This window comes from Luteimonas terrae (assembly GCF_004358165.1).
GTDB classification, from domain to species: domain Bacteria; phylum Pseudomonadota; class Gammaproteobacteria; order Xanthomonadales; family Xanthomonadaceae; genus Luteimonas; species Luteimonas terrae.
The window spans coordinates 1633612-1645062 of sequence record NZ_SMTG01000002.1; the positions used below are offsets into that span (position 1 = coordinate 1633612).

The 11451-nt window shown below is 67.7% G+C and carries 9 protein-coding genes; 6 read left to right on the forward strand and 3 right to left on the reverse strand.

Annotated features, from left to right (window positions below):
• Window positions 1–114 precede the first annotated feature (114 nt).
• On the reverse strand, window positions 115–321 hold the full coding sequence (hemP, locus tag E2F49_RS07490; RefSeq protein ID WP_055249428.1) for a hemin uptake protein HemP: 207 nt from the start codon (window positions 319–321) through the stop codon (window positions 115–117).
• Window positions 322–426: 105 nt separating this feature from the next.
• Window positions 427–1395 (reverse strand): aldo/keto reductase, encoded by a 969-nt coding sequence (locus tag E2F49_RS07495; protein ID WP_133393223.1) that lies wholly within the window; start codon window positions 1393–1395, stop codon window positions 427–429.
• A 99-nt stretch (window positions 1396–1494) separates the two neighbouring features.
• Here E2F49_RS07495 and E2F49_RS07500 point away from each other — a divergent pair, with 99 nt between their 5' ends.
• The 6 genes from E2F49_RS07500 to E2F49_RS07525 all read left to right on the forward strand — a co-directional run bounded on the left by E2F49_RS07500 (window position 1495) and on the right by E2F49_RS07525 (window position 10179).
• On the forward strand, window positions 1495–2628 hold the full coding sequence (locus E2F49_RS07500) for a GGDEF domain-containing protein (protein WP_165971145.1): 1134 nt from the start codon (window positions 1495–1497) through the stop codon (window positions 2626–2628).
• Between the two features lie 88 nt (window positions 2629–2716).
• Window positions 2717–4015, forward strand: a complete 1299-nt coding sequence (locus E2F49_RS07505) for a NupC/NupG family nucleoside CNT transporter (RefSeq protein ID WP_055249434.1) — start codon at window positions 2717–2719, stop codon at window positions 4013–4015.
• Between the two features lie 31 nt (window positions 4016–4046).
• Window positions 4047–4997, forward strand: coding sequence for a ribokinase (locus tag E2F49_RS07510; RefSeq protein ID WP_133393225.1), 951 nt, complete (start codon window positions 4047–4049; stop codon window positions 4995–4997).
• A gap of 53 nt (window positions 4998–5050) precedes the next feature.
• Window positions 5051–6046 carry a tRNA dihydrouridine synthase DusB gene (gene dusB, locus E2F49_RS07515; RefSeq protein ID WP_133393226.1) on the forward strand — a complete coding sequence of 332 codons (996 nt, stop codon included), beginning with the start codon at window positions 5051–5053 and terminating at the stop codon, window positions 6044–6046.
• 31 nt (window positions 6047–6077) lie between these two features.
• Window positions 6078–6722 carry a type B chloramphenicol O-acetyltransferase gene (catB, locus tag E2F49_RS07520; RefSeq protein WP_133393227.1) on the forward strand — a complete coding sequence of 215 codons (645 nt, stop codon included), beginning with the start codon at window positions 6078–6080 and terminating at the stop codon, window positions 6720–6722.
• Window positions 6723–7170: 448 nt separating this feature from the next.
• Window positions 7171–10179, forward strand: coding sequence for a TonB-dependent receptor (locus E2F49_RS07525; RefSeq protein WP_133393228.1), 3009 nt, complete (start codon window positions 7171–7173; stop codon window positions 10177–10179).
• Window positions 10180–10313: 134 nt separating this feature from the next.
• Here the strand turns inward: E2F49_RS07525 and E2F49_RS07530 are convergent, their stop codons facing one another.
• Window positions 10314–11330 (reverse strand): metal-dependent hydrolase, encoded by a 1017-nt coding sequence (locus E2F49_RS07530; RefSeq protein WP_133393229.1) that lies wholly within the window; start codon window positions 11328–11330, stop codon window positions 10314–10316.
• Window positions 11331–11451: the final 121 nt, after the last annotated feature.

Below are 11451 nucleotides of genomic sequence, written 5' to 3' on the forward strand. Positions count from 1 at the left end.
GCGGGGGAGAGGAACGCGCGGGCGGGCAGCCTCTGGAGAGAGGATGTCGATGTAGCGCACGGCGTCGGCCAGGTCCGTTACGAGGGCCCGCCACGCCGTGGGACGTATCAGGACTTACTTGGTGAGGATCAGCTTGTCGTTGCGCGTATGGCGCAGGCGGTAGATCTCGTTGCCGTGCCGGATGCGCAGTTCGCGCTGGCCGCGCAGCAGCTGGGCACTGTCGAGCTCGATGACCTCGGGCGCGCGGGTCAAGGGATGGACGTTGCCGCCGTCGTGGGTGTCGCGGGACACGGGCGAAGCCGGGAACTGGGACGCGAGCATGTCGGGATCCTCCGATAGGGGATTCCGATGATATTGATTCTCATTTGCTAGTCAAGAGTGACTGTCATCTTGATGCCCGGGCCCATGCGGGCGACGGGCCGCGTGTCAGGCCGTCGCCGCTTCCACGCGACGCCACACGCTCTCGTCGAAGCGTGCCAGCAGCGTCAGTGCTTCGAAGTTCTGCAGCAGTTGCGACACCCGGCTCGCGCCCAGCAACACGCTCGAGACATGCGGATTGGTCAGGCACCAGGCGATGGCCAGCGGCGCCGGCGCAACGCCGAGTTCGGACGCCAGTGCGGTGAAGCGACACGCACGTGCGAGACGGGCATCGCCCTCGCCCAGCACGCTGCCCTGCAGCCATTCCATGCCCGGCTGCGCGAGCCGGCTGCGCGCAGGCACCCCGTCGGCGTACTTGCCCGTCAGCAGGCCCGACGCCAGCGGCGACCAGATCGTCGTGCCGAGACCGAGCTCGGCGTACAGCGGCGCGTATTCCAGTTCAACGCGCTCGCGGCGCAGCAGGTTGTACTCGGGCTGCTCCATCGTGGGCCCGTGCAGATGATGCGTGCGTGCGATCTGCGCGGCCTCGCGGATCAGCGCGGCCGGCCACTCCGACGTGCCCCAGTACAGCACCTTGCCCTGGCGGATCAGCGTGTCCATCGCCCACACGGTTTCGGCGACCGGCGTGTCGGGATCGGGCCGGTGACAGAAGTAGAGGTCGAGATGCTCGACGCGCAGCCGCTTCAGCGCCGCGTCGCAGGCATCGCGCACGTGCTTGCGCGACAGGCCGCGTTGCGTCGGCGCCGGCTCGGCGGCCGCACCGAAGAACACCTTGCTCGAGATGCAGTAGCCATCGCGCGGCAGGCGCAGGTCGGCGATCACGTCGCCCATCACCTGCTCGGCCGCGCCGTTGGCGTAGCCCTCGGCGTTGTCGAAGAAGTTGACGCCGTGGTCCCAGGCGGCGGCCACGAGTTCGCGTGCTTCGCTGCGGCCGATCTGGCTGCCGAACGTGACCCAGGCGCCGAACGACAAGGCGGACAACTGCAGGCCGGACGAGCCGAGGCGGCGGTACTGCATGGAGACTCCACAAGGACGGTTGCGATGCCGCCAGTATGCCCGCCGCGTTCGCGGTCCCGCCCCGCGCTATGCTGCCGCGGCCGCCACAAGGACCTTCCGATGCGCGCACCCGATCGCACCCGGCAGGGCATCGTCGCCACGCTGTTCGGACGCGTGGACGAGGTGATGCTCGAACTCGGTGCCGGCGGTGAGCTGGTCGTCGCACGGGTGCGCGCGGCGCTCTCCTTGCTGATCCCGCTGTTGCCACTGGTCGCGGCCGCCGGCGGCCTGGGCACCCGCATCGTGGTCGTCGGTCTGGGTCTGGCGGTCTTCACCAATGTCATGGCGCAGGTGTGGCTGGTGCTCGCCCGTCGCCAGCGGCGCCATGCCTGGCTGCCCTACGCCACGGGCACCTACGACGTCAGCATGACCACGCTAGTGCTGGCCCTGCTCGCCACACGCGATCCGGCCGCGGCGCTCAACAGCGTGGTGGTGTGGAACTTCTACATGCTGTCGATCGCGATCACCGCCCTGCGCAACGATGGTCGACTCGCGCTGTACGTCGGCGGCATCGCGATCGTCCAGTACGCGGTGCTGGCCGCGGTGCTGATCGGCGGCGGCGATGCGCCGCGTCCGGCGTCGCTGGGCTATGGCGTGGTCTCGCTGGCCGGTCAGGTCGAACGTCTGCTGTTGCTTGCGATGATGACCGTGGTCGCCTGCGCCATCGTCTATCGCATGCAGCGGCTGGTGGAACTGTCCGGTCGCGACGGCCTGACCGGCCTGCCGAACCGCGCGTGGCTGCTGCAGCATGCGCCGCGCCAGCTCGCCGACGCGCGCCACGACGGGCGCTCGCTGACCCTCGGCCTGCTCGATCTCGACGGTTTCCGCCGGATCAATGCCGAGGCCGGGCCGCGCATCGGCGACCGCGCGATCCGCGACATCGCCCGACATCTGCAGACCCTGCTCGAAGAGGGAGAGTCGCTGTCGCGGATCGGTGGCCAGGAGTTCGTGCTGCTGCTGCGCTGCCCGGCCGGCAGTGCCTGGGAGCGGCTGGACCGGGTGCGACGGGCGCTGTCGACCGGGCCGGTCGCGTCCGATCGCGACGGCCGGCCGATCCCGCTGAGTTTCAGCGCCGGTCTTGCCGCGTTTCCGCCCGACGGCGGCGAGGTGTCCGCGCTGCTCGGCGTCGCCGACCGTCGTCTGCAGCAGGCCAAGCGCCTGGGGCGCAACCGTATCGAGGCGCGCGACGCCTGAACGACAGCATTTTCACGCCCCCTGTGGTTGCCCGGGCAGGCCTGCTGGACTAGGCTGCGCGACTTGGCGAAGGGCCCGGGGGGCCACGATGGAAGACTTGACGCGAATCGGCTTCGGCCTGTTCGGACTGGCCGTGCTGCTCGCGATCACGTGGCTGTTCTCCAACAACAAGCGTGCCGTCGACTGGAAACTCGTCGCGACCGGCGTGGTGCTGCAGATCGCCTTCGCCGCGGTGGTGCTGCGCGTGCCGGGCGGCCGCGAGGTCTTCGACGCGCTGGGCCACGGCTTCGTGAAGGTGCTGTCCTTCGTCAACGCCGGCTCGGAGTTCATCTTCGGCAGCCTGATGAACGTGGAGACCTACGGCTTCATCTTCGCCTTCCAGGTGCTGCCGACGATCATCTTCTTCGCCGCGCTGATGGGCGTGATGTACCACCTGGGCGTCATGCAGTTCATCGTGCGCATCATGGCGACGGCGATCACCAAGGTGATGCGCGTGTCCGGCGCGGAGACCACCAGCGTCTGCGCCAGCGTCTTCATCGGCCAGACCGAGGCGCCGCTGACCGTGCGCCCCTACATCTCGCGCATGACCGAGTCCGAACTCATCACGATGATGATCGGCGGCATGGCGCACATCGCCGGCGGCGTGCTGGCCGCGTACGTGGGCATGCTCGGCGGCGGCAATCCGGAAGAGCAGGCCTTCTACGCCAAGCATCTGCTGGCCGCCTCGATCATGGCCGCACCGGCCACGCTGGTGATCGCCAAGATCCTGATTCCCGAAACGCGCGAGCCGCTGACCCGCGGCACGGTGAAGATGGAGGTCGAGAAGACCACCAGCAACATCATCGACGCCGCCGCCCACGGTGCCGGCGACGGCCTGCGCCTGGCGCTGAACATCGGCGCGATGCTGCTGGCCTTCATCGCGCTGATCGCGATGGTCAACTGGCCGCTGGAGTGGATCGGCGAAGCCACCGGCATCGCCGAGGCCATCGGCCGCCCGACCAATCTCGCCACCATCTTCGGGTTCGTGCTGGCCCCGATCGCGTGGCTGATCGGCGTGCCTTGGCAGGACGCCTCGGTGGTCGGTTCGCTGATCGGCCAGAAGATCGTCATCAACGAGTTCGTGGCGTACCTGCAGCTGGCCGACATCGTCAACGGCCGCGTCGAAGGCGTGGCGCTCAGCGAGCAGGGCCGTCTGATCGCGACCTACGCGCTGTGCGGCTTCGCCAACTTCAGCTCGATCGCGATCCAGATCGGCGGCATCGGCGGCCTCGCCCCGGACCGTCGCCAGGACCTGGCGCGCTTCGGCCTGCGCGCGGTGCTGGGCGGCACCATCGCCACGCTGATGACGGCGACCATCGCCGGCGTGCTGACCTACGTCGGCGCCTGACGGCGCGACGATCGAAGCGGGGAATGTGCGCGTGAGTCGTGTCGTCGTCGTCGGGTCGTTCAATGTCGACCATGTCTGGAATTGCGCCTCGCTGCCGCGCCGCGGCGAGACGCTGAGCGGGCATTACCACACCGGTCCGGGTGGCAAGGGCTTCAACCAGGCCGTCGCGTCCGCACGCGCCGGGGTCGAGACCGGCTTCCTGTGCGCACTGGGCGACGATGACGGCGGCCGCCAGGCCCGCGCACTGGCCGAGGCCGACGGCATCGCCCTGCGCGTGCACGAGAGCCTCCATCCCACGGGCACCGCCGGCATCTACGTCGACGAGGCCGGACACAACACCATCGTGATCGGCGCCGGCGCCAACGGCGATCTGTCGGCGTCATGGGTCAGCCGCCAGGCGCAGGCGCTGGCCGGCGCGCGCGTGCTGCTGTCGCAGCTCGAATCGCCGCTCGACAGCGTGCTCGAAGCCATGCGTCTCGCCCGCGCGGGCGGCACCACCACCATGCTCAATCCGGCGCCGGCCAATGCGCAGTGCCTGCGCGAACTGCTGGCAGCGGCGGACGTACTCACTCCGAACGAAACCGAATTCGCCGCGCTGCTCGAACGCCACACCAGCCACCGCATCGACAGCGAGACGATCGCCAGCACTGCCGATGCGCAATTGCACAAGCTCTGCCGCACCCTGCTGCCACGCGGCACCGTGGTGATCACGCTCGGCGCGGCCGGCGCATTCGTCTCGCATCGCGAAGACCTGCTCCGCGGCGACGACACGCCCTTCTATCGCGTGGCCGCCGACAAGGTGCAGCCAGTCGACACCACCGGCGCCGGCGATGCCTTCAACGGCGCCCTCGCCGCCGCCTACGCACAGGGCCAGGGCCGCGCCTTCGCCGAGCACGTGCGCTTCGCCAACCGCTATGCCGGGCTGTCGACCGAACAGGTCGGCGCGGCGCAGGCGATGCCCCGGCTGGCCGTCGCTGGCTGAACGTCCGCGTCGCCGATCCGGCCCCCGGCCGGCCGATCGGCGACAATCGCGTCATGCAGATCGGCCCCTACCGCATCGAACCGAACGTGGTCCTGGCCCCGATGGCCGGGGTCACGGACAAGCCGTTCCGGCAGCTGTGCAAGCGGCTGGGCGCGGGGCTGGCGATGTCGGAGATGACGATCAGCGATCCGCGCTTCTGGCAGACCGAGAAGTCACTGCGACGCATGGACCACGACGGCGAACCCGCGCCGGTAGGCGTGCAGATCGCCGGTACCGAGCCGGCGATGCTGGCCGACGCCGCGCGCTACAACGTCGACCACGGCGCGCAGATCATCGACATCAACATGGGCTGCCCGGCCAAGAAGGTCTGCAACGCCTGGGCTGGATCGGCGCTGATGCAGGACGAGGCGCTGGTGGCACGCATCCTCGACGCCGTGGTGCGCGCGGTCGACGTGCCGGTGACGCTGAAGATCCGCACCGGCTGGTGCGCCGAGCACCGCAATGCGCCGACCATCGCCCGCATCGCCGAGGATGCCGGCATCGCCGCCCTCGCCGTCCACGGCCGCACCCGCGACCAGCACTACACCGGCACCGCCGAGTACGACACGATCGCCGCGACCAAGGCGGCACTGTCGATCCCGGTGCTCGCCAACGGCGACATCGATTCGCCCGACAAGGCGCTGGCCGTGCTGCGGCATACCGGCGTGGATGCGGTGATGGTCGGACGCGCCGCACAGGGCCGGCCGTGGATCTTCCGCGAGATCGCCCATTTCCTTGCGACGGGCGAACACCTGCCGCCGCCGACGCTCGAGGAGATCCGCGACATCCTGCTCGGTCATCTCGACGCGTTGCACGCGTTCTACGGCGAAGTGTCCGGCGTGCGCATCGCGCGCAAGCATCTGGGCTGGTACGCCAAGGACCGGCCGGAGAACGCGGCGTTCCGCAGCGTCGTCAATCGCGCCGAAACCGCCGAGGCGCAGATCGCGTTGACGCGTGATTACTTCGATGCGTTGATCGCCGACGACATCCAGCCGACGCTTGCAACCTGAGCGGCACCACCACTCACGGCCCGAGAACCGCATGCACAACGCCTTCGAAAGTCCGTTCCGCGGCCGCCTGCTCTCGGAGCAGGTGACCAATCCGAACATCATCGTCGGCCGCTACAGCGACTACTCGGGTTGGTATCACGGCCATGGCTTCGACGACTGCGCGCGGTATCTGATGCCCGACCGCGACGATGTCGACAAGCTGCGCATCGGCAGCTTCTGTTCGATCGGCACCGGTGCGGTCTTCATGATGGCCGGCAACCAGGGCCACCGGAACGACTGGGTTTCGACGTTCCCGTTCTTCTACATGGCCGAAGAGCCCGCCTTCGCCGGTGCGCGTGACGCGTTCCAGCCGGCCGGCGACACGGTGATCGGCAACGACGTGTGGATCGGCGCCGAGGCGATGCTCATGCCGGGCGTGCGGATCGGCGACGGCGCGATGATCGGCAGCCGCGCGCTGGTGACCAAGGACGTGCCGCCCTACGCCATCGTAGGCGGGGATCCTGCGCGCGTGCTGCGCATGCGCTTCGCCGACGACGCCATCGCACGATTGCTGGAGATGGCGTGGTGGGACTGGCCGCTCGAGATGATCACCGAGGCGATGCCGCTGCTGTGTTCGGCCGACATCGACGGCCTGTACGCGGCATGGCAGCGCAGGCAGGCCGGGACGCCTGCGTAGAGCAGGCTCGGCGCTGGCGCAGGCGACCCGCTGACATCTCGTCGCACGCCCAAGTGCTGCCTCTGACGTGTCTCGTCAGTTGCGCTGCGATTCAGCGGCACGCGTAGCGGATGCAGACCTGCGCACCGGTCACTTCACAGCCTGCTGCTTGATCGGCCTGACTGGCCGACGCTTGCTCCACAGTCCGAATCCCGCGCTCAAGACCGTAGCATTTCGCGCAAATCGCCTGTGCGGTGCCGACGTTCGACGTTGAAACGCCAGATAGTGCACAGAATTCGGATCGCCCCGGTCAATAAATACGGGAGTTCTGGCGCCTGTGCGTGCAGCGCATTGCGCCCCTGTAGACGCGGTGCTAGCAGTATGAACGTCCGTTAAGGATCGATCCGTCAGCGCGGATCGCCGTTCCGCCGCATCCATTCCTGTTCGGGGACCTGACGACATGAGATCCATGCATTCGACTTTGCGTCGAGCCGCGCTTTGCGTCGCGCTGGGCGCTGCTCTTTCGACCGGCATCGCACACGCGCAATCCAACATCACCGGCATCATCTTCGGCCAGGCCGAACCCGGCACGACCATCGTCATCCGCAACACCACGACCGGCCTGTCGAGGACGGTGCAGGTGGATGCCAACGGTCGCTACCGCGCGACGTCGCTGCCCGATGGTATGTACACGGTGACGCAGCAGCGCGGCGGAGAGTCGCTTTCGGTGCGCGAAAACGTCGCGGTGACGATCGCGAGCGGCACCGATGTCTCCTTCACCGCGCGCGCCGACATGCAGGATCTCGACCGGGTCGAGGTGCGCGGCACCTACATTCCGGTCACCGACGTGTCGCAGACCGATACCCGGACAGTGTTCACCGCCGACCGCCTCGAACGCCTCACGGTGGGCCGCAACATCCAGTCCGTCGCGCTGCTCGCGCCCGGTGTCGTCCAGGCCGACTCGCGCTATCCCAACACCGCTTCTTTCGGCGGTTCGTCCGCCTCCGAGAACGCGTTCTACATCAATGGTTACGCGGTCACCAACCCACTGACCAATCTCGGATCGACCACCCTGCCCTTCGATGCGATCAACCAGATGCAGGTGATCACCGGTGGCTACGGCGCCGAGTTCGGCCGTGCGACCGGCGGCGTGGTCAACATCGTCACCAAGCGTGGCGGCAACGAGTGGGAATTCGGCGGATTGGTCACGTACACGCCTTCGGGTGCGCGGGCGACCTACAAGAACATCATCTATCCCGACAACGGAACCGCAAGCGACGGGCTCGTTTACCAGAAGCGCGACGAGCACTCGGTCAATGCGTTCTCCTACGGTGTCAGCGCCAGCGGCCCGCTGATCAAGGACCGGCTGTTCCTCTACGCCGGCGGCGAGATCACGCAACAGGAGCAGGTCGGCGTGCTGGCGCGACCCGGAAACGCACAGAACGGCTACCAGGCAAGCGACTATGACATTCCGCGCTGGACCGCAAAGCTGGACTGGCAGATCAGCGACGCGCATCTGCTCGAACTGACCGCCGTGTCGGACGTCACCAAGGAGTCGGTCAGCTACTACGGCCTGACCTACGATCCGGGCGCGGACACCTACCAGTTCGGAGACCGGAAGACCGGTGGTTACCTCTACGAGGATGGCGGCGAGCTCTACATCGGCAAGTACACCGGTTATCTGACCGATTCGCTGACACTGACCGCCCTCTACGGCACGCAGAAACAGGACCATACCGCCGACCCCGTTGGCTACGACCCGTCCGTGGTGTACGTCAGCGACTCGCGCTCGATCGCCAATCCGGTCCAGAGGGGCTCCTATGCCCAGCTCGCATTTCCCGATGCGTACGACGAGACCAAGGGCGGGCGCCTGGATCTGGAGTGGAGCGCGGGCGACCACCTGCTGCGCTTCGGCTACGACCGCCATGATTCGGAATCGCGTGATGGCCAGGTCACCTCCGGCCCAGGCTATCGCTGGGTCTACGACACCTGCGGCGCAGGCAACGGCGGCACGCCGATTCCCGGCGGTGGCGGCGCTCTTTGCCCGGGCGGCAGCGGCGACTACGTCTCGCAGCTCAGGTACGCCAACGGCGGCACCTTCAGCGTCAAGCAGTGGGGCTACTACGTCGAGGATCGCTGGCAGGTCTCGGACAACGTGCTGCTCTCGCTCGGGCTTCGCAACGAGAATTTCGAGAACTACAACGCCGACGATGTCATCTACGTCGAGCAGAAGGACCAGTGGGCGCCTCGCCTGGGCGTGAGTTGGGACGTCCGCGGCGATTCTTCGCTCAAGCTGTTCGCCAACGCCGGCCGATACCACCTGGCGATGCCCAACAATGTCGCGCTGCGTGGCGCGGCGGGGTCGCTGTACACCAACGAGTACTTCGCGTTCACCGGGATCGATCCGGTGACCGGCGTGCCGACCGGCACCACCCCGCTGGGCGATGGCCCCTATTCGACCAACCGCGAGTACGGCCAGGCACCGGATCCGGCGTCCGTCGCGGCCAAGGGTCTCAAGTCGCATTACCAGGACGAGGTCGCGCTCGGCTTCGAGAGCACCGTCGGCGACACCTTCACCTACGGGGCCCGCTACGTCTATCGACGCCTGCAGAGTGCGATCGACGACATGTGCGACTACCGGCCGGCATACCGCTGGGCGATCGACAACGGCTATTCGGAGGACGTGGCCGACAACCTCGGCAATGCACTTGCGAACTGCCGACTGTTCAATCCGGGCGAGGCAAATACCTTCCAGCTCGACGACGGCAGCGGCACGCTCGTCGAAGTCGCGCTGAGCAAGGAGCAGCTCGGATTCCCGGAACTCAAGCGGAACTACCAGGGCCTGGATCTGTTCATCGAGCGACCCTTCAACGGAACCTGGTTCGGCCGCATCGACTACACGCTGTCCAAGAACTACGGCAATGCCGAGGGACAGGTGAAATCGGACATCGGCCAGACCGACGTGTCGCAGACCCAGGACTGGGACCATCCCGAGCTGATGGAGAACGCCAACGGCTACCTGCCCAACGATCGTCGCCATTACATCAAGGCGTTCGGCGCGTACCAGATCACCGACGAGTGGCGCGTCTCGGCGACGGCCAGCCTTGCATCGGGGCGCCCGAAGAACTGCATGGGCTACTACCCCGACACGCCGGAGAACGAGGAGTTCAACGCGCTGTATGCCTACGGCGGCCCCTACTACTTCTACTGCAACAACCAGCCCACGCCGCGCGGCAGCGCGGGCCGACTGCCTTGGACGAAGCTGTTGGATGTCGGCGTGGCATATCGCCCGGATTTCGCGGGCTCGCGGCTGGAGTTCGGGCTGGACGTCTTCAACGTGTTCAACTCGCAGACCGAACAGAACCGGATCGAGTACGGCGAGAACGGCGGACCCGGCGTACCGTACAACCAGGCCGGGCGTGTGGTGAGTTACACCACCCCGCGCTATGCGCGCTTCACCATCCGCTGGGATCTCTGATCCACTCCCGCGGGCAGCAGAAGGGCCGCCATCCGGCGGCCCTTCTTCTTGTCAGACGCTCGGTCAGGGAATCGCTCACCGCTCGCGGCACGCATCGAAGCGTGGGGCGTGGCAGGACACTCCTTGGGGGGTGATCAGCGATCGTCCGGCGCGTGCCACATCCGCGCCCAGGTCGCATTCCAGGTCTCGCCGATGTCGCGTGCCATGTCGGCCTGTATCGGCGGCACCGCGCCCCAGCCGGCGCCCCGGCGCTCGGCCACGTTGAAACGGAAGAAGTAGTCCGGCTCGTTGCCCATGCGCAGGTCGCTGAGGACCAGCCGGTCGTCGACCACGGTGGCGCCCATGAAGCCGCTGTTGAACCAGGCCAGCCGTTGCACGGCGGGCAGATGCGCATTCGCCCGCAGCGCAGCCGTGTCCGAGGGGTACGCCGTGAACTGCATCGGGCCGCGGTCGACGGCGAGCGAGCGGAAGCCTTCGAGATAGCCGTCCGGCGTCATCGCGACCACGCGCCACAACACGGTGTTGGCTGGCATCGGTACCGAAAAGCGCGGGGCGTCGGCGAGGCCCATCGCGGCGAGGCTGCGCCCGGCCTCGCGGTCGACCAGCGTCTTGGCGACCAGCGACCAGCCCAGATACGCCGTACTCAGGGCGAGACCGATGGCGATCGCACGCTTGCCGAGCACACGCGGCCCGGCGAACGCCGCGACCAGCACGCCGATCAGCAACCAGATCGTGTACAGCGGATCGATGATGAAGACGCTCGACCACATGGCCGGCGAGGGCCGGAACGGCCACATCAGCTGCGTGCCGTAGACAGTGAACGCATCGAGCAGCGGATGCGTGATCAGCGCCAGTGCGATCGCCCAGAACCAGCGCACGGGCGACTCGGCCACGCGTCCCTTGCCGAAACGCTTGAACAGCCACCAGATGCCGGCCGCCACGAACGGCAGCACCAGCAGCGAATGGGTCAGGCCGCGGTGCAGGGTCATGCGCAGCACCGGGTCGTCGGTCATCAGCGCGATCGGAATGCCGTCGAGGTCCGGCAAGGTGCCGAGCACGGCACCGACGGCGAGCGCGGCGCGACGATGGGCGGGGGGGACGACGGCGGCGGCGACGGAGGCGCCGAGAACGATCTGGGTCAATGAATCCATGCGCGCGATGCTATCAGCCGCCCATGCGCCCGCCTGCCTTGGCCGGCGCCCGAGCAGCTGGCGCTTAACAGCAGCGCAATCCGCACCGGCGCACAATGCAAAACCGCGGCCGGCTCTGTAT

Coding starts and splice junctions, on each gene's coding strand:
- E2F49_RS07505 (WP_055249434.1), top strand. CDS start 2,717: ATGGAAGACTTGACGCGAATCGGCTTCGGCCTGTTCGGACTGGCCGTG.
- E2F49_RS07525 (WP_133393228.1), top strand. CDS start 7,171: ATGCATTCGACTTTGCGTCGAGCCGCGCTTTGCGTCGCGCTGGGCGCT.
- catB (WP_133393227.1), top strand. CDS start 6,078: ATGCACAACGCCTTCGAAAGTCCGTTCCGCGGCCGCCTGCTCTCGGAG.
- hemP (WP_055249428.1), bottom strand. CDS start 321: ATGCTCGCGTCCCAGTTCCCGGCTTCGCCCGTGTCCCGCGACACCCAC.
- E2F49_RS07500 (WP_165971145.1), top strand. CDS start 1,495: ATGCGCGCACCCGATCGCACCCGGCAGGGCATCGTCGCCACGCTGTTC.
- E2F49_RS07530 (WP_133393229.1), bottom strand. CDS start 11,330: ATGGATTCATTGACCCAGATCGTTCTCGGCGCCTCCGTCGCCGCCGCC.
- dusB (WP_133393226.1), top strand. CDS start 5,051: ATGCAGATCGGCCCCTACCGCATCGAACCGAACGTGGTCCTGGCCCCG.
- E2F49_RS07495 (WP_133393223.1), bottom strand. CDS start 1,395: ATGCAGTACCGCCGCCTCGGCTCGTCCGGCCTGCAGTTGTCCGCCTTG.